This is a genomic window from Paenibacillus woosongensis, from assembly GCF_030122845.1.
Classification (GTDB): Bacteria; Bacillota; Bacilli; order Paenibacillales; family Paenibacillaceae; genus Fontibacillus; species Fontibacillus woosongensis_A.
This window is the reverse complement of sequence record NZ_CP126084.1, coordinates 1634051-1655732: the sequence shown is the minus strand read 5'-3', so window position 1 is coordinate 1655732 and position 21682 is coordinate 1634051. Positions and strand designations below refer to the sequence as shown.

15 protein-coding genes are annotated in these 21682 nt (G+C 55.2%); 3 read left to right on the top strand and 12 right to left on the bottom strand.

What is annotated here, in order from left to right:
- The first annotated feature begins 42 nt into the window (after nucleotides 1-42).
- Both QNH46_RS07245 and QNH46_RS07240 read left to right on the top strand, forming a co-directional pair.
- A complete protein-coding gene (locus QNH46_RS07245) occupies nucleotides 43-498 on the top strand; it encodes a carbohydrate ABC transporter permease (RefSeq protein WP_283927515.1) in 456 nt (151 codons plus the stop codon).
- 130 nt (nucleotides 499-628) lie between these two features.
- Nucleotides 629-1300, top strand: coding sequence for a TIM-barrel domain-containing protein (locus QNH46_RS07240; protein ID WP_283927514.1), 672 nt, complete (start codon nucleotides 629-631; stop codon nucleotides 1298-1300).
- Between the two features lie 224 nt (nucleotides 1301-1524).
- On the opposite strand, the gene QNH46_RS07235 is transcribed toward QNH46_RS07240, so the two are convergent.
- From QNH46_RS07235 to QNH46_RS07225, 3 genes are all read right to left on the bottom strand, one after another.
- On the bottom strand, nucleotides 1525-2121 hold the full coding sequence (locus QNH46_RS07235; RefSeq protein ID WP_213589159.1) for a TetR/AcrR family transcriptional regulator: 597 nt from the start codon (nucleotides 2119-2121) through the stop codon (nucleotides 1525-1527).
- Between the two features lie 5 nt (nucleotides 2122-2126).
- A complete protein-coding gene (locus QNH46_RS07230; protein ID WP_155609439.1) occupies nucleotides 2127-2759 on the bottom strand; it encodes a YigZ family protein in 633 nt (210 codons plus the stop codon).
- Nucleotides 2760-2891: 132 nt separating this feature from the next.
- Nucleotides 2892-4247, bottom strand: coding sequence for a glucose-6-phosphate isomerase (locus QNH46_RS07225; RefSeq protein WP_155609440.1), 1356 nt, complete (start codon nucleotides 4245-4247; stop codon nucleotides 2892-2894).
- 175 nt (nucleotides 4248-4422) lie between these two features.
- On the opposite strand from QNH46_RS07225, the gene QNH46_RS07220 reads away from it, so the two are divergent.
- On the top strand, nucleotides 4423-5319 hold the full coding sequence (locus tag QNH46_RS07220; protein WP_283927513.1) for an NAD(P)-dependent oxidoreductase: 897 nt from the start codon (nucleotides 4423-4425) through the stop codon (nucleotides 5317-5319).
- Between the two features lie 957 nt (nucleotides 5320-6276).
- Here the strand turns inward: QNH46_RS07220 and tkt are convergent.
- The 9 genes from tkt to QNH46_RS07175 all read right to left on the bottom strand — a co-directional run bounded on the left by tkt (nucleotide 6277) and on the right by QNH46_RS07175 (nucleotide 21501).
- Entirely contained in the window at nucleotides 6277-8301 is a 2025-nt protein-coding gene (gene tkt / locus QNH46_RS07215) for a transketolase (RefSeq protein ID WP_283927512.1), read from the bottom strand.
- A gap of 183 nt (nucleotides 8302-8484) precedes the next feature.
- Entirely contained in the window at nucleotides 8485-11409 is a 2925-nt protein-coding gene (locus tag QNH46_RS07210; protein ID WP_283927511.1) for a VWA domain-containing protein, read from the bottom strand.
- Entirely contained in the window at nucleotides 11393-13483 is a 2091-nt protein-coding gene (locus QNH46_RS07205; protein ID WP_283927510.1) for a vWA domain-containing protein, read from the bottom strand. Before QNH46_RS07205 ends, QNH46_RS07210 begins: the two co-directional genes overlap by 17 nt.
- 39 nt (nucleotides 13484-13522) lie before the next feature.
- Nucleotides 13523-14512, bottom strand: a complete 990-nt coding sequence (locus tag QNH46_RS07200) for a DUF58 domain-containing protein (protein WP_283927509.1) — start codon at nucleotides 14510-14512, stop codon at nucleotides 13523-13525.
- Nucleotides 14509-15501 (bottom strand): AAA family ATPase, encoded by a 993-nt coding sequence (locus QNH46_RS07195; protein ID WP_283927508.1) that lies wholly within the window; start codon nucleotides 15499-15501, stop codon nucleotides 14509-14511. Before QNH46_RS07195 ends, QNH46_RS07200 begins: the two co-directional genes overlap by 4 nt.
- A 28-nt stretch (nucleotides 15502-15529) precedes the next feature.
- Nucleotides 15530-17206: a DUF8809 domain-containing protein gene (locus QNH46_RS07190; RefSeq protein ID WP_283927507.1), complete on the bottom strand. Its 1677-nt coding sequence runs from the start codon at nucleotides 17204-17206 to the stop codon at nucleotides 15530-15532.
- A 62-nt stretch (nucleotides 17207-17268) separates the two neighbouring features.
- Nucleotides 17269-18210 (bottom strand): ABC transporter permease, encoded by a 942-nt coding sequence (locus tag QNH46_RS07185; protein ID WP_283927506.1) that lies wholly within the window; start codon nucleotides 18208-18210, stop codon nucleotides 17269-17271.
- Nucleotides 18197-19135 (bottom strand): ABC transporter ATP-binding protein, encoded by a 939-nt coding sequence (locus tag QNH46_RS07180; protein WP_283927505.1) that lies wholly within the window; start codon nucleotides 19133-19135, stop codon nucleotides 18197-18199. Before QNH46_RS07180 ends, QNH46_RS07185 begins: the two co-directional genes overlap by 14 nt.
- A complete protein-coding gene (locus QNH46_RS07175) occupies nucleotides 19132-21501 on the bottom strand; it encodes a DUF4350 domain-containing protein (RefSeq protein ID WP_283927504.1) in 2370 nt (789 codons plus the stop codon). The genes QNH46_RS07180 and QNH46_RS07175 overlap by 4 nt, the downstream gene beginning before the upstream one ends.
- Nucleotides 21502-21682: the final 181 nt, after the last annotated feature.

Sequence of the window (21682 nt, the reverse complement as noted above, 5' to 3'; positions counted from 1 at the left end):
ATTTCGTAACATTTGCTGCCGGTAACCGTCGTTCTTACGCCGATGTTTATTTTATTTAAGAAGCTGGCTCTGCTCAATAGCTTGGCAGCGCCTATTCTCGCAACGGCAACGTTAAGGATTCCTTTCTCGGTGCTCATACTTAGAACCTACTTCCTGAATGCACCGAAGGAGCTGGAGGATGCGGCGATGATCGATGGCTGCAACCGGTTCACCGCATTCCTGAGAATCATGATTCCGATCTCTTATCCAGGAATTATTGTATCGGTAACGTTCTCGTTCCTTTTCGCCTGGGGAGATCTGATTTACAGCATGACCTTTATTAGTAATTCCGATATGTGGCCATTAACGGCAGGAGTCTACAATTCTATAGGCAAATACGGCATTCAGTGGAACAATCTGTTGTCCTTTGCTACCATAACTATCCTTCCCGTACTTGCCATGTTCATTCTGTTGCAGCGTTATATCATTAGCGGGCTTACTAGCGGAGCGGTTAAATAATATAGATATAGGTGGGGAAATCCATGAAGCATTATCAAACTAGCAGACTTAATGAAGCAATCGACGTTAGCATTCCCTTTCATCAATCGGATACATTGAATTTTATGGGTGATCCGCTATGCTGGCTTGCTTGAGAGCAGCGCTCTCGATCGGTTTGAGCGGCTTCACTTATTGGAGCCATGATATCGGCGGATTCGTAAAGGAGATCCCGGAGGCGCTTTACCGCCGCTGGATGCCTTTTGGCATGCTGACCTCCCACAGCCGCTGCCACGGTGCTCCACCGAAGGAGCCTTGGGCTTACAGCGCTTCGTTTATGGACGATTTTCGTGCCGCTGCTGAAATGAAGTACAAGCTCATGCCATATATTTATACGCAAGCCTATTTAAGCTCTCAGGCTGGTCATCCGCTGCTCAGAGCGATGTTCCTGGAATTTCCGGAGGACCCGACCTGCTGGATGATCGAGGATCAATATTTCTTTGGCTCCGATATTCTCGTCGCGCCATTATTCGAAGAGACGGATCGGCACATCGTCTACTTGCCGCAAGGGCAATGGGTCGATTACAGACCGGGGCCGTCAGGGCAGCAATGGTTAACGATCCAAGCGGGCCAAATGCCGATCGTTATGCTAGTTCGCGCAGGCGCTTCGATCCCGCATGTGGAGGCCGCGCTGACGACAGATCATATCGATTGGGACAAAGTAAGCATAAATGCATACACCAGTGAAGGAATGACAGAAGGCCAAGGCAAATTCTATCATCCGCTGCACCAGAAATGGGTGGAAGTGAACTATATGTTTATATAAAACAATAAAGAAGTAGGGTATCCTCATACCTTACTTCTTTATTTATTGTTTATGCATGTGTAAGATGATGACTCCTTCGGAAGCATGTCACGAACCAATCCATGATAGCGATTTAATAGTGAATTAACAAATTGGAAGTTTATTACGTTATTAAAGTAACGTAATAAAGGAGTACAGCTATGACAATGTAAATGATTAAAGCGTAACCTGAAAACAAAAACGTCCTATGACGTCAATCGGTAATTGCTCTGGCTGAGCATTTTGACATGAGCAATGGCAGCAGGCCTAATTTCTTCGAACGTCAACCGATCTTGAATATAGAACGATATGAACCCATGGATTCCCAAAAACATACTAAGCGGAAATGCTTGATTGTTTTCCATCGGATGTCTCTCTTCCTTCAGAAACTTTCTGACGATCGATTCGAATATATCGAAACACTTTGCCTGCTCGCTGCGACAATAGGCCAATATTTCTTCATCCCGAAGCATGAACATAATTTCATATTGATGCGGATGCTCCAGGCCGAACTTAATGAACTCCAGCATCAACTGTTCAATTTTGGTCAGCCCTTCGACCGGCGGTGATTTCGGGACATGGCTGCACAGCTGGATCAGATGGTTAAAATCCTGCACCACGATGGCGTAAAACAGCTCCGCCTTCTCTTTAAAATGATAATAAAGAGAGCCGTGACTATAGCCTAAATGCTGCCCGATGCTTCTCATCGATATCCCCCGGTATCCTTTGGTGATAAACAAATGCCTGGCCGCATCCATTATTCTTTCCCTCGACAATTCCTGCTCTACTGCTCTTCTTGCCATAGGCGTTATTCCCCTTCAATAAAGTAAACCTGGTTACCTTCCTTCAATACGACCTGTCCTTGTGTCAAATCGACCAGCCAAGCCTTAAAAGCTTCAGCTTCGCTCTCCAGCGGCAGACATAACAATGTCACGTTATCCGCAAAAGCAGTCTCTCCCGTCCGGATTTCCCGGTTTCTCAGCTCATTCTCGACCTTGCCCAGCCAGGTATAATCAAGCTCGGCAAATACTTCGCGATGAAGCACGCGGGTAATGACCTCTCCTGCCTCGGTTGCCGCAACCGCTCCGTCGGTGTAAGCCCGGATCAAACCGCCTGCCCCAAGCATGATGCCGCCGAAATATCTTGTCACGACGATCGCTACATTTTTGAGACCCTGCTGCTTAATCACTTCCAGAATCGGTTTGCCCGCCGTCCCGCTCGGCTCTCCGTCATCCGACTGCTTCTGGATTTCGTCCCGTTCCCCAATCATGTAGGCGGAACAGTTGTGGGTGGCATTCCAGTGCTTCTTCTTAATTTCTTCAATAAACGCAATCGCTTCGGCTTCGCTTTCTACCGGCTTGATCTGCCCGATAAAACGCGACTTCTTGATCACGATTTCCTTTTCTCCGGCTCTGCGAACCGTCTTATAACGCTCTAGCATAGTTGATCATCCTCATAGAATGTGCCAAGAAGCAGCTCAACCGGCATACTCCGGTGAACTGCTTCCCTGGCGCTAATATCTTCTGGTTGAAACGATGTTGTCCCTTGTCCATTTGAAAATTGCTTCAAAATACTATTCGGACAATCTTGCTTCCAGTTCTGCTTTTTCTTTCTCAAAGCCCGGTTTGCCGAGCAATGCAAACATATTTTTCTTGTAGGCTTCAACACCCGGCTGGTCAAACGGATTTACTCCAAGCAAGTAGCCGCTGATGCCACAAGCTTTTTCAAAGAAATATACGAGATAGCCGAAGGAATACGGCGTCAAATCAGGTACGTTAACGATCAGGTTAGGCACTTGTCCGTCCGTATGAGCGAGCAGCGTACCTTGAAACGCCTTCTTGTTCACGAAATCCAGCGTCTTGCCGGCAAGGAAGTTCAATCCGTCCAGATCGGCAGGATCGGATTCAATCGTGATATGGCTAGGTACTTCGGTCACTTGGATTACCGTCTCGAAAATGTTCCGGTTACCCTCTTGAATGAACTGTCCCATCGAGTGAAGGTCTGTACTGAAATCTACCGATGCCGGATAAATTCCTTTGTAGTCTTTGCCTTCGCTTTCGCCGAACAGCTGCTTCCACCATTCGGATACATAGTGCAGGGATGGCTCGTAATTCACAAGAATTTCTGTTACTTTGCCTTTGCGGTACAGGGCGTTGCGCACTGCCGCATATTGATAGCTGGCGTTCTCGGCCAGGTTAGGGTTGCTGAATTCCTTGGCAGCCTCGGCAGCGCCTTGCATCATTTCCTCGATGTTGATGCCTGCCGCAGCGATTGGCAGAAGACCAACTGCCGTAAGTACGGAATAACGTCCGCCTACATCGTCCGGAATGACGAAGCTCTCGTAGCCCTCTTCCGTTGCCAGCTTCTTCAGAGCGCCTTTCTCACGGTCAGTAGTAGCGTAAATGCGCTTGCGCGCTTCTTCTTTACCGTATTTCTTCTCAAGTGCGGCGCGGAAAATGCGGAACGCGATCGCCGGCTCTGTCGTCGTGCCGGATTTGGAGATAACGTTAACCGAGAAATCCTTGCCTTCGATCAGGTCAAGCAAATGATTTACATAAGTGGAGCTGATATTGTTGCCGGCAAAATAAATTTCCGGAGTTTTGCGTTTGTCTTTCGGAAGCAAATTGTAGAAGGAATGCGACAACGATTCAATCGCTGCACGCGCGCCAAGGTAGGAGCCGCCGATCCCGATGACGATCAGAACGTCTGAATCGCTTTGAATTTTGGCAGCAGCCTTCTGGATGCGGCTGAATTCTTCCTTATCATACTCTGTCGGCAGATTGATCCAGCCGAGATAGTCCGACCCGGCCCCCGTGCCGTTATGTAACTGTTCATGAGCCAGACGCACCGACTCCGTCAAGTAATCGATCTCATGCTGGCCTACGAACTGGAGAGCTTTGCTGTAATCAAAAGTGACTTTTTTAGACATGGTATTTCATTCCTCCGTCTACACAATATTGTTTCTATCTACTGCCCTATCCACAATTAAACTTACACCTAGGATACTGTAAATTCCGGGTGAAGACAAGGCACAATATGCAGTATTCCAATAGTCGTGATAAAATAATTAAATGCTGTTCAATTCCTTATGGAAGGTGATTGCAATGAAAAAAATCGGATTTATCGGCCTTGGCACGATGGGTGCTCCCATGGCCGCAAACTTACTTAAACAGGGCTATCAGGTTACCGTGTTCAACCGGACGGCAGAAAAGGCACAGCCGCTCGTCGAGCAAGGAGCTGCGCTGGCAGCCACTGCGAAGGAAGCGGCGCAGGCTGCCGATACCTTAATTACGATGGTCAGCGACGATGCCTCGATTAGCGCCGTATATGACGGGGATGAGGGCCTGCTGCAGGGATTGCGTCCTGGCAGCACCGTGATTGACTGCAGCACGATCTCCCCATCGCTTGTCCATAGATTGGCCGGCGATATTGCCCGGCTCGGCGGACAGTTCCTCGATGCCCCCGTTACCGGCAGTTCTCCGGCCGCTCATGCTGGGACGCTCGTATTCATGATCGGCGGATCAGCCGAAACGCTGGCCGAACAGCGGGACATCTTTGAAACGATGGGCCAGAAAATACTTCACATGGGACCAAACGGCAGCGGAGCCGTCGCCAAGCTGGCGCACAACACGATCGTCGGCATCAACAACCTCGCCCTGGCTGAAGGCTTCGCCATCGCCGCCAAATCCGGGCTGCCTGCCGACCTCTTCCTGGAGCTCGTCCAAAACGGCTCAGCCGGCAGCAAGCAAGCCGAGCTGAAGGGACGCAAAATTATCGAGCACGACTTCACCAACCAGTTCTCCCTCTCGCTGATGCTCAAGGATTTGAAGCTGGCCTCCTCACTGACGGACGGCGCTGGCATCCCCGCCCCCATGCTGAACATGGCCAAAAGCATGTTCCAGGCCGGCCAGACCGAAGGCTACGGCGACGAAGATCTCTCCTCCGTCGTTAAGCTATACGAGGCCTGGATCGGCCAGACGATCGGCGGCAGCAAGCTGTAGCCGGTCGTCTGGCCCTGGCTGAGCGGGCAACCAGCCCGAACGAGTGCTGGGCCCGGGCGGCTGGAGGGCTGGCGAGGGCCGGTACGCTTGGGGGCAATGCCTGTGTCGTGGCGTGCCTGGGTTGCTGCTCGGACCAATGAAGCAACTGCGAAGGCACGGGAGCCAGGGTTGTTGCCCTGGCCGAGGAAGTGACCCCGCTGCTGCGGCGCGAAATGGCCAGCCAGCGGCCCTCAACGCAGCCGGTAATGAGGGCACCAGGCCTACCAACACTACGGCAGGGCCGGGAGGTGCCCTGGGCCGGAGGTACCGGGGCCGGGAGGTGCGGCGTCCCGACCAGCGCCTCGCGGCCAACGAAGTACCGTGAGGTACGTAGTGCCGGGCAGCGCCTCGCGACCCACGAGTACCGTGAGGTACGTAGTGCCGGGCAGCGCCTCGCGGCCCACGAAGTACCGGCCAGTGCCAACTTCCCGCGAAGCACTGGCAGCGAACGGACTACGGTATACGCATAGTCGACGGTGCCACATGACCAAGCCGCGGCAGTCAACGGACATGAGATCCGCTATTTGTGACTTTTCGGCATGTTCCAGCACCTAACGGACACAGGATACGCTATCCTTGGTAAAACCGCCTCAACTCGTGCAAAATCCACCTAATAACGGAACCTAGGTCCGTTAGCTTCACGTTTTCAACGATTTCGGCCAAATAGCGGAACCTAGATCCGTTAAACTCCTATGTGCGCATTCACTGTACTGAAATTCTGCTCGTTTGGCGCCTTGATCTGGCACAGATTTGGTATCATCGCCGAATTTTTCGCGTACAACAGAAGTTCTCGTGCGACAGGACACAGAACACAGAACCACATGATGGCGGCAGCCGACGTCTTCACCCTACTAACGATGAACAAAAGGCAGGCCCCTTGCGTCCGCACGGTGCCTGCCTTTTTCATGCTCATCTAGTCTATTTCAACTGCTCTTTTACATGCTTCACAACGTTCTCGACCGTAAAGCCGTACTCTGCAATGACTTTGTCGCCAGGTGCAGATGCGCCGAACGTGCTAATGCCCATAATGGAGCCTTTCTCGCCAACGTAACGCTCCCATCCGAACGGATGTGCCATTTCAATAGCTACGCGTGCTTTCACGTCTGGGAGAATAACAGAATCTTTGTAAGCTTGATCCTGCTTGTCGAACAGATCCCAGCTGGACAGGCTGACAACGCGAACATGGATGCCTTCCTCAGCAAGCGCCGCTTGTGCTTTAACTGCCAATTGCACCTCAGAACCAGAAGCAATCAGCTGAGCAACCGGTTTGCCGTCCTTCGCTTCAGATACAACGTATCCGCCGCGTTTTACGCCTTCACGGGCTTTCTCGGCCGTACCTTCGAGTACAGGCAGGTTTTGACGAGTCAGCACCAGCGCTACCGGATTGCCTTTGTTCTCTACCGCATAAGCCCAAGCCGCAGATGTCTCGTTGGCATCAGCCGGACGAATGACTGTCAGGTTAGGAATGATGCGCAGGGAAGCAAGCTGTTCAATCGGCTCATGCGTAGGTCCGTCTTCGCCGACTGCGATACTGTCATGCGTAAGAACATAAGTAACCGGAAGGCCCATCAACGCAGACAACCGTACTGCCGGACGCAGGTAGTCTGTAAAGACGAAGAACGTACCGCCGAATACTTTAAGGCCGCTATGCAGCGCAATACCGTTCATCGCAGCAGCCATGGCAAACTCGCGAACACCAAAATACAGGTTGCGGCCTTCGCGCGATTCAGGTGTGTAGAGCGGCAATCCTTTCAGGTGAGTCATCGTCGAGCTTTCAAGGTCAGCGGATCCGCCAAGAAGCTGAGGAACGCCGCCAGTCAGGCCGTTAAGCGCATTACCGGACGCCACGCGCGTCGATACCGGTTTGTCCTCTGCACTGTATTTAGGAAGATCAGCATCCCAGCCCTCTGGAAGATCGCCCGCAATAGCAAGCTCGAATTGAGCTGCCAGCTCTGGGTATTCTGCTTTGTATTTCGCAAACAGCTCATCCCAGGCTTTGTTTGCAGCAATGCCTTGTTCTTTTACTTTTGCAAAATGCTCGCGCACTTCTTCAGGTACGTAGAAGTCCTCTTCATATACCCATTTGTAATATTCTTTCGTCAGCTTCGCTTCATCCGCGCCGAGCGGTGAACCGTGCGTTCCGCCGGATCCGCCTTTACCTTGCTTGTTCGGGCTGCCGTAGCCGATAATCGTCTTCACTTCGATCAGTGTAGGACGCTCGGTATCCGCTTTGGCCTCAGCAATAGCTTTTTCGATCGCATCCAAATCATTGCCGTCTTCTACAAGCAGCGTTTGCCAGCCATATGCGTCAAAACGCTGTCTTACATTCTCGGAGAAGCTCAGGTTCAATTTGCCGTCCAGCGTTATGTCGTTGGAGTCATACAGGAAGATCAGCTTGCCAAGCTTCAGATGGCCTGCGAGAGAAGCCGCTTCACTAGCTACACCTTCCATCAGGTCTCCGTCGCCGCAAATACCGTAAGTATAGTGGTCGATGATTTTGTAATCGCCCTTGTTGTAAGTAGCCGCCAATTGAGTTTCGGCCAGAGCCATACCCACGGCCATCGCAATACCTTGTCCAAGCGGACCCGTCGTCGCATCTACCCCTGCGGTATGTCCGAATTCAGGGTGACCCGGCGTTTTACTGCCCCATTGACGGAATTGCTTAAGGTCGTCAAGGGAAAGATCATAACCGCTCAGGTGCAGCAAGCTGTAGAGCAGCATGGAGCCGTGTCCGGCGGACAATACGAAGCGGTCGCGGTTGATCCAGGTTGGTTGGTCAGGGTTGTGCGTCATCGTTTTGGCGAACAGCTGGTAACCCATTGGCGCAGCCCCCATCGGCATGCCCGGGTGGCCCGACTTAGCTTTCTCGATCGCATCTATAGCAAGAGTACGAATCGTAGTGATCGACAAATTTTCGATGACCTTGTTGTCTGAAAGTGGCATTCTAGCTTCCTCCTTAGTAATGAAGAAATACGTTTTGGTTACAAAACAATCACTTTGAAAAAATCATTTTGACTTTATATATTGTAACACGTTGTTAAGCACCTTTCCATATCCCTTTTTGTCATACCCTGCCCTGGATGATGACTTTTTTATGCATTTCCCGGGAATATGAAGAAAATGCGGCTAGCGCCGCCCCCGCCGCTTGGCCTCCAGCAGCCGGCCAAGCGTGCCCTCGCCCGGCGCCTCGGCCGCGCCGGGCCCCGTGCCTCCGGCTTCCTCCTGCGGAGGGGAAGCCGGCCTGGCCCGCGGCGCTGGCCCCGCGGGCTCACCGCCCGTCCCGCCAGCAGGCGGACGGGCCGTACGCGGCGCAGGCTCCCCGGGGGCGATAGTATCGCCCCCGCCCTCTGCGCCGTAGAAGCTGGCCGTTCGCGCCTTGCGCGCGGCCAGCCGGGCCAGCCCGGCGTCCGCTCCCGCAGGGGCGGCGCCGGCTTCTGCCGCTGCAGGCGTACCGCCGCGGCGGCGCCAGGGCATGGCGGCGGCAGCAAGCCGCTCTGCCATGCGGCCCCAGGGCAGCGCCAGACGGCGCACGGCGATGTCGGCGAGCCAGAGCAGCAGCGCGGCGATGAGCAGCGCGCGCTCCCAGCTGCGCAGCGACTTGTGCGGCTGCACCGGGAAGTCGAACGCCGCGCCCAGCTCCTCCCAAGCCAGCACGCGTCCGCCCGTTAAATCGGCCAGCTTGGCCAGCTGCTCCCCGGCGTCCTCTGTCACGATCCGGTACTCCGGAGAATAGGGAATCACGAACCCTGTGCCCGTTCCCCCGCCTTCCACGACTTCATCCCCGCGCTTGCCCTGCAAATGAAGCAGAAAGGAGCCCGGCTCCCTCACTGCCGTCACTCCGCTGTAGATTCCGGGTGATGTCTGGATAAGCGGCACGGCAGCATCATTCAGATCCTCGCCGGAAATGACCGCTTCCAGCTCATCGGGCGGTGCTACGCCTTCCGATGCGGCCACTTCAAAATAAACCTCATTCCCCTTCACCGTCGTGCTTACTTCAAATGGAGCAGCCGAAAATTGGGGGAAAGTCCATTTCACCATATCCGCAAACGCATCCGGGAAGCCCGGCCAGCTCACCCAATCCCGCGACCATTTTCCCGTCAGATCGCTCGTCCAGGCCACGGTTCGTCCAGAACCGTATTGCCAACGGGCGAGCAGCGGGTCGGGCTCCGGGCTCGCCAGCACCGTCTGCGCCGTCGATTTGGCCGATGCGGCTACATAACCGTAGATGGTCGGCAGCCCGCCGGATAACGATTCGCGCCAGTCTCCAGGCTGCACAATCGCCGGAACAAAAGGTTTGTCTACAATATAGGTTCTGGCGATCACGGCCGCTTCCCGGCTGAATATCGTAGGCAGCGTCGTTGCGTCTTTAACGAAATAATAACGCCCCTTGGCCCCTCGGGCGAGCGATTCCAGCAGCTGTGTGTCCGCGCCGTCGCCGACTGCCACGGTGGACATCGTCATATGGTTGTCATTCATCGTGCTTAACAGCTCAGTATAACCCGAATTGACCGCCGACTGCCCATCCGTGAGCAGAATGATATGCTTGCGCTGGGCCTCGATGCCCAGCAATTTATCTGTCGCCTCCGCTACGGCAGGGTAAATATCTGTCCCGCCCGCGCTCGGAATGCTGTTGATCTTGGCAATGACATCGTCTTTCTGGTTGCCGAGCTTCGTCGGCTCTACAACCCACCACGGCCTGTCATCAAATGCGACAACCCCGACCGTATCCTTGGAACGCAGCAACTCCACCGTCCGCATCGCCGATTCCTTCGCCAGCCTGATCTTGTCTCCTTCCATGCTGCCCGAACGGTCAATGACGAGAACAAGCCCCAGGGATGGGATTTCGCGTTTGCCCTGCAGTTCCATCGATACCGGCAGCAGCTTCTCGATCGGCGTCTTGAAATATCCGCCCATGCCGAAGCTCTCTTCTCCGCCGACCATCATAAAACCGATGCCGTAGGAACGTACCGCCTGCTCGATAAGCTCCATCTGCTTGCCGCCAACCTGTTCGCCGGACACATTATTGAAAATAATGCTGTCATAGCCGGCATATTTCGCCAACTCCACCGGAAGCATGCCCGGGTCGGTGACTGCATATTGAATCAATCCTGATTTCAGCGCGTTCTCCAGATTGGAGGTCGTTCCCGGCTTGCCTTCCACGATCAGCACCTTCGGGCTGCCGGTGACGCGGGTAAAGGCATAACTTTCATTGTTCGCCGCCTGCTCGTCCCCGTCCATGAATATTTCCGCTTTGTAGCGATGAAGCCCCGGTTCCTTGGCCAGGCCTTGCAGGGCAAAGCGGTTCTCCCCCCGCTCCAGCGCAACCGTTTTGCGCCCGATCTCCCGGTTATCTTCATACAAGCGAAGCTCGCCGCTGCCGGAAAAAGTACTGCGTATCGCTACCTCGAACGTAAAAGACTCCGCTCTGTACAGCTTCTCCGGAAGATGCAGCGATTCGACGGCGACATCCTTCCGCTCTTTAGACGGGACCTGGAGCACGTCGACAGCAATGCCTCTCTCCTTCAGCATTCTTGCTGCGGAGAGGGCATCTCCTACATTTTCTTCGCCGTCCGAGATGACGACGATCCGCTGGTTCCCTTGGCCCCCGAACAGACTGCCGGCCAGTTGAAGCCCCTTCTCCAGATGGGTAAAAGCCGCATTCACCTCGGCCCGGGCTCCGCCATTAGACAGCGGCAGGGGATCGAGATTTTTCTCGATGGCGCCGTCCAATCCCGCCGATACGACGGCAATGCTGTCCTGCTCCCCTTTGGCCCCCGCTGCCTGCACGGCCCAGGCCAATGCGGCATCCGTATCCTCCATGCTGGCGGAACGGTCGATCAGAAACACGACTTCCTTATTTTTAACCCATGTAAAGGTCTGAAAACCGGCCAGGGCCAATATCAGCAAAATAACGATCGCCACCCGCAGGCCGACGGCCCATTTCTTCCTCCCGCCATGCAGGCGGAAATCCGAACGGTACGCGTAAAATGCACCAGCAGCGGCCAAAATGAGCAGCAGCAATACCCACGGATGATTAAATTGAACGCCCACGCTGGTACACCCCCCATTCTGCGATAATGACGATCAGCGCCAGCAATGCGGCCAAATACGTAAGGGAATGCTTGGCACTTCGCTCAGGATTAGGGCCTACACCGCCCGAAGCCTTACCGGAAGCATCCGGACTAGCAGGAGCATCCTCCGAAGTCTGGCCTGCGCCTGTGCTGTTCCCTGTGCCATTCCCTGTGCCATTCCCTGTGCCATTCCCTGTGCCATTCCCTGCGGCCCCGCCTGCGGACGCACCTCCACCGCCGCCGCCAAAACCAAGCGGCTTCGCCTGCCCGATTGCCGATTCGGACGGATGGGCAATCACCTCGAGGTTATATCCGGGTAATACGCTGCCATCCGCGCCTTTCATCTCAAAGCGCCATAAGCCAGGAAGCGGCGGTACGGTTTGTACCGCTGCCAAGCTGTGGTCTTTAGCGGACGCCGGAATTGGAGCAGCGCCTGCGTCCACAGCATAACCGTCCGCAGCCACCCACGAGGCCTGCGCTGCTTCAACGTTCAACGGCATCTCCAGCTCCGCGCCGGCAACCATGCGGCCGAGCCCTGTCGTTCTGCCCGCCTGCAGCCACTGGACGGCGTTATTGACCATGACCGGGAACTCCGGACGAAGCGGCAAATCGCCGTCGCTTAACGCGAATAGAAAGACCAGCCGGTTAACCCCGTTCTCCGTGCCGGCATAGGCCGCTGGCGTAGAACCGATTTCCATGAGCGGTTTGCCCCATGAAGGCATGTCTCCTGCCAAAAGGGCTGCGGCCGGCGGATCATTCAGCGATATATAGCGGGTTACCGGATGATTGGCAACGGTTGTTCTCCCGCTGTCCGGCTGTATCTTCCCGCCATCTCCGCCTAGTGTCCAGGATGGCGTCTCCTTAATCAGGCGGCTCCATTCGCCGGTCTTCAGGTAATCCGGGGTTAGGCCATCGATAATGATTATATCCGGCTTATCCTTGGGAAGGGCCGGCCCCTTATCTCCTTCTCTATCCGGTTCGTTTGAGGGCGCGCTTGTCCCCGGTTCCATGCGGGTCACCCTCGCGCCGGACAGCTGGAGCGCTTTTTCCAGGAACAGATTTCCCTCTGATATAAGCAGCACATGGGGAGCTCCGCCTCTCTCACGAAAAGCATAAGCCTCGTTATCCGCCGCATAGTCGTCGTCCCGCTCCAGTTTTATTTTATAAACGTCCGAGGCGGGGAGCTCATCGAAGGTAACGGTCACGGCTTTGCCACTCTCCACCTTCACGGATTTTGAAGCCAGAAGCTGGCCGTCCCCAAACAGATTCAAGCCGGTTTCAAACGGCCTTGCACCGTAATTCCGAATAACCGCCACTCCAGTGCTGTGATCACCGTCATTTTTTATCCCAAACTGCTCTACCGCAGCATTGCTTGTTCCTTCGCCTTTCAGGGATACAATCTCCACCGGAGCAGCAAACACAATATCGTCCGCCCGCTCGCTCCACTGTTCATCGGTAAATACGAGCACGCTCGCATCGGGATCGTCCTGAGTCATAGCCGCGGCAAGGGACATCGTTTCCCGGTAGGCGGCTTTGCCGAACTCGGCCTCCAGCTTGTCTATCTGATCGCGGATAGCCTTCTGATCTGTCTCGCGAGTGAGCAGCACTTCCGGCTCCGTCCCCAGTTTGAGCAAGGTAATCTCGCCATCCGCGCCCATCGAGTCGATATATTCATGAACCTTTATCTTGAGACCATCCAGCGCCGTAGAGGATAAAGGAGTATCCTTTCCCGGCTCTCCGTTCCGCTGCCCGCTCATGCTCGCCGAAGCATCGACGACAATAACCGTATGTCCCGACAGGCCGCCTCTGACCCAAATGAATGGCGTCATCAGGGCAAGCACAAGCAGCGCCGCGGCCAGAAGCTGCAGCCACAGCAGCAGCCGGTTTTGCAGCTTTTGCCATGGGCGGTTGGCCTCGATATTGCGCAGCACGCGATTCCACAGCATATGGCTGGGAACCAGCGTATCCACATATTTCCGCTTAAACAGATACATCAGTATGATCAACGGGATCGCTAAAGCGAACCACAGTCCGGACCAAGAGGCAATTCCCATCCCTTCACCTCCTTCTTGTTGCCTAAGTCTCGCATATTGCTAGCCGAGCACTCCCGCTCCGCGCAGCGTTTCGAAGATCCCTGTCTCTAGCGGAACACCCGTGTTCATCTGTATATAAAAAATAGCCCGCTCGCTGCAGAATCGCGCAATTTCCGCTTGATATGCCTGCAGCGTTCGTCTGTATTCCTCCAGCACTTTTCCGGTCAGGGCTATTTCCTTGCCCGTCCCAAGCTCGCTGTCCACCAGCCGCAAATCTCCGCTTAAGGCGGGCGAGATTTCCTCCGGCGATAATACGTGGACCAGGACGATTTCCTGCCCCGCAGCAAGGTAATAAGACAAAGCCTCAGCCAGCTCATCTATGCCTCCGTCCAGCCAGAAATCGGAAAAGATCCAGGTCATTCCCGGCTGCTTCGGAAGCGCTTTGGGCTGACGCAGCGCCTGGGACAATCGGCCCTCGCCGCCCGGCTCCGCCGATTGCAGAAACGAAAACAACCGGGGGGCCGAGGCTTTTCCGCGTACAGGCGACAGTTGCCTAACTACCTCCGAGTCGAAAACGGCTGCCTGTACGCGGTCATATGACGCTAGCGCCATACAGCCAACCGAAGCGGCAAGCCGCTTCGCATAAATCAGCTTGTTCCGGTCTGCTTTGTTCCGGCCGGTTGGATTGCTGCCGGGTTTGTTCCCGTCAGACTTGTTATCATCAGACGTTAGCCCGTCCGCCAGGCCGAACACTCCGCCGCCCCCAAAATCCATCGAGGCGGATGCGTCTACATACAGACTAACCTGCAGCTCCTGCTCGTCCCAATACTGGCGTACGAAAGGCCGGCCCGTCCGCGAATAGACGCCCCAGTCGAAGCGGCGGATGTCGTCCCCAGGCGCGTATTCGCGGTAATCGGCAAATTCCAGGGACGAGCCAAACCGGCTGGAGCGCCTCTTGCCCTGCATCGTTCCGCGCACCCGGCGCTTGGACGCAATCGACAGCCGCTCAAGGCGGGGGAGAAGAGACGGCGGAAGCAGAGGATCGCTCATCTTCTTCCCCCCTCAAGCGCGGACAGAATATCCTCAATCAGTGAATCCGTGGAAATTCCCAGCGCTTGCCCCTCGAAATTCAGAAACAGACGGTGGCGCAGCGCAGGAACGGCAACCGCTGCAATATCTCCCGTGGATACATGCATCCTTCCTTTGGAGATCGCTCTTACCTTCGCCACCGATACGATGGACTGGATTCCTCGCGGTCCGGATCCGAAGCGCAAATACTTGCGGACAGAATCCGGTGCCGAGACCTCCTCGGGATGAGTCATCATCAGCAGGCGCACCCCGTAATCCAGCACATCGTCGGCAAGCAGGACCTCCTTCGCGGCCTGCCTGATTTCCAGCAGCTCGCTGGCCGAAGCCAGCTTGTCGGCCGTCGGCTGGCTGCTGGAGGTCGTACGGCGGACGATCTCCTTCAACTCGTCAGGCGAGGGATAACTGACATGGATCTTCAGCAGGAAGCGATCCAGCTGCGCCTCCGGCAAAGGATAAGTCCCTTCGTTCTCCAGCGGATTCTGCGTCGCCAGCACAAAAAACGGCTGCGGCAGCCTGTGCGTCTCTCCGCCGACGGTAACCGTCTGCTCCTGCATCGCCTCAAGCATAGCGCTCTGCGTCTTCGGCGTAGCCCGGTTAATCTCGTCCGCAAGCACGATGCTGCTGAATACGGGCCCGGGCTGAAAGACGGTATCCGTGCTGCCTTGCGGGCCGAAGCGAATGACATTCGTTCCGGTAATATCGCTCGGCATCAGGTCGGGCGTGAACTGAATTCGCGAGAATGACAGGTCGAGCGTATCGGCAATCGTCCGGACGAGCATCGTCTTTCCGAGTCCCGGAATGCCTTCAAGCAGCGCATGTCCGCCGGCAAAGACGCACCAGAGCAGCTGCTCTACGATCTCCTCCTGGCCCACGATGACTTTTCCAATCTGCTCCCGCACGCCGGATATCGTATTTTTCCACGACTCCACCTGCGCATTTGCTTCCAACATCATAAGTCCCCCTTCTCCTCATCCTCAACTAATATCCCGGGTCTATTTCCGTAAAATAGCTCTCCACCAGGCTCTGCACGCTTATCGGAAGCTCGCTCCGCTCCAGAGAGCGCTTGGCCTCGGCAGCGTAGTCGCTGTACACCTCGTCATAGGGCCGGCTCACGCCGTCAAAAACGGGCGATTTGCCGCCCTTTTGCACGTCTCCGCCGCCGCCGTGGATTTCGCCGCTGTCCCGCTCCACGTTTCCGCTACCCTTCAGATCGCGCGGCGTCGTCACGAGCTCGCGTCCGCCGCTGCCGAGTCCAGCGCCCTGGCCGTTCCCGGCTCCCTGCCCGCCGCGCCCCATACCGCCGCTGCCAGCCCCGGACCCTGAGCCCTGGCCGCTACCCTGACCTTGACCTTGACCTTGACCCTGTCCCGAACTGCCGCCAGCTCCGCCTTCGCCGGATGCCCCGCTTCCGGGTTCCCCGCCGGCCAGCATAGCTTCGCCGGCCCACTGCTCGGCGATTCCACCCATGCTCCACGTGTCGGATACCGCGAGCCCAGAGGCGGCCATCTGCTCCGCCAGCCCCATCCCTTGCTTAGCCAGCGCGGCGGCCAAAGCGGCGGCAGCCTCAGCTTGGTTAAGGTCGGATTTTAGGCCGGCCATACTCTCTTGAATCGCTTGCTCCAGCAGCTCCAGAGCCTGCTCTATTTCTTGGAGAGTTCCCTTCTCAAGCGCCTCGGCTGCTTTTTTTAAAGCTTCGGCAAGACGCTGAGCCTTCTCATCATTCTGAGGAGCGGCCTCTGCGATTTGCTGTAAATCCTCAGCCAGACGCTTGCGTTCCTCGGTGGACATGGCAGCAGCCTTTTTACGGAAATCCTCCATTTTCTCGCTCAGGGATTGCTGATTTTGCTGCTTCAGCGACGCCGCCAGGCCCTGGGAAAACGGATTGGCTTTCCAGTCCTCCAGCCATTTCTCCATTTTCTGCTGCTTCAGCTCGATTTTAGCGGACATTTCCTTTAAGCTCTTCATCGCATGCTCTACACTATCCAGCGCTTCCTCTGGTTCTTTGTTGAGCTCCAGCGCCCGCCGCAGCTCGGCGATTTCCTTCGCTAGCGCCTCCTTCGCAATCGGCTCAAGCTTGCGCGCCTCCAGCTCCTTCAGCTGTTCCTCCGTCTTCTGCTGCTGAGCGTTTACCCATTCCCGTTGCTCCTTGCGCTTGGCGATCTCCTGCTGCATCGGATTCGGCAAGATGGCCAAGATGGCGAGCGCTATTAACAAGCTAGTGGCGGAGAGCCAAAATTTACGACGAACCGGGAATGGCAGACGCCGCTTGATCTCGCGAATGTAGGCTGAACCGTATTGAACGGCCTGCGCCCGCTGCCATTTTACCGCCAACGCATCGGATTCGCTGTACGCCAGAGCCGTCGCCATGTCGTCGCGCCGCTCCTCTCCGTCAACCGCCTGATCCATCATGCGAGCCGCCTCCGGCAGAGACACTCTTTTGGCCAAGAATCCCCATAGCAGCCCGGACAATGCAAAGAGCACGACTAGCCCCGCTCCTTGCCACAGCAACCCTTCCAGCGGCCACAAACGTCCTGCAGCGAGCCACAGCAATGCAGCTGCCAGTCCGGCAAGCAGTCCGTACCTTGTACCTTTCCAGGCATTGAGCCACTGCATGCGGCGGCGTACCACGTTAAGCTGCTCGTAAATTTCCTTCATGCTGCCCGCCTCCCTTCCTCCATCAATCCGCAACCCCTTGCTTGGAGCGGTTATTGATTATTTCATTTCTCCGCCTGCTCATGCTCCTGCGGTTCCCAATCCGTCTGAAGCCGCTTCTTGACCCTGGCTCGTCTGACCGGGCGAATATAACGGATGGCCAGCCACAGCGCCAATATAATGACAACACTGTATACAAGCAGGAACTCCTGCCACAGCTGGATCGGCGCACCGGCTTGCTGGCTGCCCCACCGCGTCAGAAAAATGGAATCCGAAAACGAAGGTTCAAAAATGCTGATCAATGCTCCCGCAGGATTAAGCCCGAGAATGAATCCGATCCACGAGTAATCCGGCGCCATCGTCGTCCCCGATGCATAATAATTAGCTTGAACTACGCCCATGGCAAGCAAGTAAACGATCCCGGTAATGAGGAAAATAACAAGCCCTACGCCATAAGTCATAATGACCGCGACGATCGTCCGCTTGAACAGCGTGGAGAACAGCACACCCAGCGAACCGAGCAGCAGCATGATAAACAAATAAAACAGAAAAACGAATACAAGCTGCTTCGGGGCGACTCCCCCGTAAAGAAACGCAATGCTGTACACAGGCAGCGTCGCCAAAATGACAAGCGTCATGAAACTCAAGGAAGATACCAGTTTGCTCAAAATAATCGTCGACGAGCTCTGTTGTGTCGTCAGCAGCATGTTCAGGGTCTGCTTCTCCCGCTCCCCGCTTATGACTCCGGCCGTTAACGCAGGCGTCATAAATGCGATAAGAACAAGCTGGGCGATGCTGAGCGCGTAGAACATGACGCGGCTGGTGCTTGGATCAATCCGCCCTGACAATCCGGCCCCGCTGCTCATCATGACATAGATGATGCCCATCGCCAGCAGTCCCATGACCAGTACGTATGCAAACACCGTCACCGCGGAACGAGAGGTGCGCATTCTCAGTCTGAACTCCTTATCCATCACGGGATTGATTAGAATTCTACGCCAATCCATCTGACGCGCCCCCCTTCGTGATCTCCAGGAATACATCCTCGAGATTCGTCTGTGCTTCATGGAAAGATACGACCCCATAACCTGCGCCGATGACTTTGTTCAACAGCTGGGCCTGCTCGGCGTCCCCGCCGCCGAAATGCACATGAACTCCTGTTGCGTCGCTCAGCACCTGGCTGACATGGCGCTCATCCCGCAGCATGGCGGCGAGCTCATCTCCGCGGTCCATGACGCGAATATGCAGCACCCGCTTGACACGCAGGCGATTTTGAATGTCAGCCACCTTTCCTTGAGCAACCATCTCGCCATGCTCAATGACGCCGATCTCATCCACCATCTCCGCAAGCTCGGGAAGAATATGCGATGAAATGATAATCGTCTTGCCCATCAGCTTCAGCTCTTTCAAAATCTCTCTCATTTCGATCCGCGCCCGCGGATCCAGACCGGATGCCGGCTCATCGAGGATGAGTACGTCCGGGTCATGCACAAGGCAGCGGGCCAGGCACAGCCGCTGCTTCATGCCGCGGGACAAGCTGTCCACGTAGGCATCCCGTTTATCGCTTAAATTAACCAAGTCCAGCAGCTGCGGAATGAGCTTCTCGCGTTCAGGCCGCGGAATCCCGTAACTGGCTCCGTAGAAATGAAGGTATTCCGTCGTTCTGAATTGGTCATATACCCCGAAGAAATCCGGCATATAGCCTATTCTCTTGCGTACCTCATGCGGCTGCTCAGTCACCTCGAAGCCGCCTACCGATGCCGTGCCGGAGGTCGGCAGCAGCAGCGTTGCCAGGATCGACATTGTCGTTGATTTGCCTGCTCCGTTCGGCCCGACAAAGCCGAATACGGTTCCTTTGGAAATGGAAATATTCACCGACTTCAGCGCTTCGAAACCGCCGTAAGTTTTAGTTAAATTACGTATCTCGATCATTGGCTGCTGCTCCCCTTTACAGAGATTTCCGGCAGGTCGAAACTGCTCCAATCCTGCGCCGTGACGATAAGGCGCAGCGTTGTTCCCCCAATCAGGTATTGCTCGATCGGCTGAGGAAGCTGCGCTGTCCCTTGATTCCACTGGATCGGCTCAGCCTCTCCCTTGGACGCGTTCCATACCGCCACGGTCATGTTGTGCCCCCGATTGTTCTGGCGCATGGCAAGCTCCGAATATTTCATATTCGGCAAAGTGTATTCGAGCTCCATCTCGCCTCCGGACATATGAATGCTGCGGCTTGTTTCGTATCCCCAGTCCGAGGAAGTCGCCTTGCTGACGGAAGGCGCGATATAACCATAAGGTATGTTCCACTGTCCGTCTCTATGGATTTCCGGCTCAATACGCTGAACCCACATGTTCAGCGGGTCGGCGGCTACTTTTTTGCCATTCACCTCATAATTCAGCAGCTCATCCTGGCTCCAGCCGATAAAGGCATAGTTATCCGTCATATTGTTTCGGCTAAAATAGGCGTTAATGAGACCGCGGGGCCGCTCCAGCTTCATATCCTCCAGGCGATTGCCCTGGGAAGGAAATACGAAGTAGCCGTAATCATAGTGGTTGATGGTCAACGGCAAGGAGGTAATCGCTGCCGTCTGATTTCTGGCGATATCGCCAAGCAGATACATTTTATCGTTCAAAATGATCGCCGTGTCCGTTAAATCCGCAATAGTCTTGTTAGTCACTGTCCCTTGAGGAACGCCCTGTTCGTTAATGGAGATATCGAACTCCACCTGGCCCAGCTGCCGGTCCTCCAACTGCCTCACGGTTAACTTGGCGAGGGAGCGATGGGTCATTCCCTTTAAATCGACAGTCGTACCACTGTCACCGAACCGAATCAGCTGCCGCTCCGAGTCAGCCGCCTGTCCGCCGGAAATAAGTCCGTCTTCACGCTGCACTGTGATGTGCGTGCCAGCCGGAAAGCTTAGTTTGTAATCGCCGCTTCGCGGGATGAATAATGCCGTGGACGTGCTTCGCTCGGCATACCCATGGCCATTCAATTCGACGATGCTGAGCGTGTTCGTGCGCAGCGTGCTTTTCCCCGTCGTGCCGGCCACATAGATGCCACCGCTGGCCAATACGGCAATAACCGGAATGAGCAGCCAGGCCCACTCGCGTTTATCGAGCTTTTTCAGTACGAAATAGAGCCCCGGCGCAACGATGACCGCATATCCCAGCAGCAGCCAGAGCAGCAGGGAATAAGGAGGCAATGTCAGGCTCGGGAAATAGTCCAGTAAATAGTTGATTCTTTGCGCCAATTCCCCCTTCCCAGGCATATTGCCTTGCGAAGCTGAAGCCAACGGGGAATGCTGCTGAAGCACCGCATTCCATATATCAGCATGACCGGACCACGATTGCAAAGGCTCCATGGAGACATCGTAGGCGGCATAAATGACGCTGCCCCTGCTCACGTTCCAGGAGGCGAACAGCGGCTGCTCGCCTTTTACGAGTGTTCGTGCCCCCTCCTTCAGCTTGGCAGCCGAAACAGGGAAGGCCCCATCCAGTGAGATCAACTTGCCTGTCGCTTTCTCCAGTTCCTGCAGCGAGGTGACATCGGCAAGGCCCGAATAGTCTACGGGCGACAAATCCTCGAGCCCCTGGACCGTTTTCGCATAACCTGCGCCTCCGCCCAGTACAAGCGTCCCCCCTGACTTCACCCATGCTTTAATCGCATCCGTTCGCTTATCCCCGAGATTGCCCGCCGGGTAGTTGTTGATGACGAGAATATCCAGCCCCTCCAGCAGCACGCCGTCCTCGGGCAGCTGCTCCGCTCCGAGCGGAATAACCTTCACGTCCTTCCCCTTGCCGTTCAGCACATTTAGAAAATTCATGCTGTCCGGATCCGAAGCGAGTACACCGATCAAGGTGCCATTGTCCCCGCTGGCATTCAAATACGGGGTCGAAGCTTTAAAGGGGATGTATTTCCCCTTTTCTGCCGAATCTTTATAGAACCGAATCGAGTTGTTATCTTTATGAAAGGATGTTCCTAAGATGCCGAAAGTGACTTCCTTTGGTGTACCCGCCGGCAAATCGACTTTTGCCGCGTATGAAGCTCGATTGGAATTGTAGGGGTATTCCGTTTGAACGACGAGTTCCCCGGAAATATCCGTGTCGCTGGTCAGCGTAATTTTTAGCGGCGCCCAGTCTCCAATTTTGTAATGGCCATCGTAGCCGACTTCCGTCTTCATGCTGATCGACGGCTCCGCCGCATGGACAGCTTGAGGACTTACAACCCCCGGCAGCAGCGTAATTATGGCGGTTAAGAGCCACAGCATAGCCAGGGTTCGCCTTTTCTTGTCATATAAGAACAAATGATTCTCTCCTCTCATCATGAAAATGACCCTATATATAAAGACGTATTCAAGCGCAAAATGTTTACAAGCCGGCTTCTATTTTTCTGCATAAAACGGCAGCAACTTACAAGTATCCGCGAAAAACATACAACTAAAGCCGTCCAGTATGACAGGCATGCCAACTGAGACGGCTTTCTAG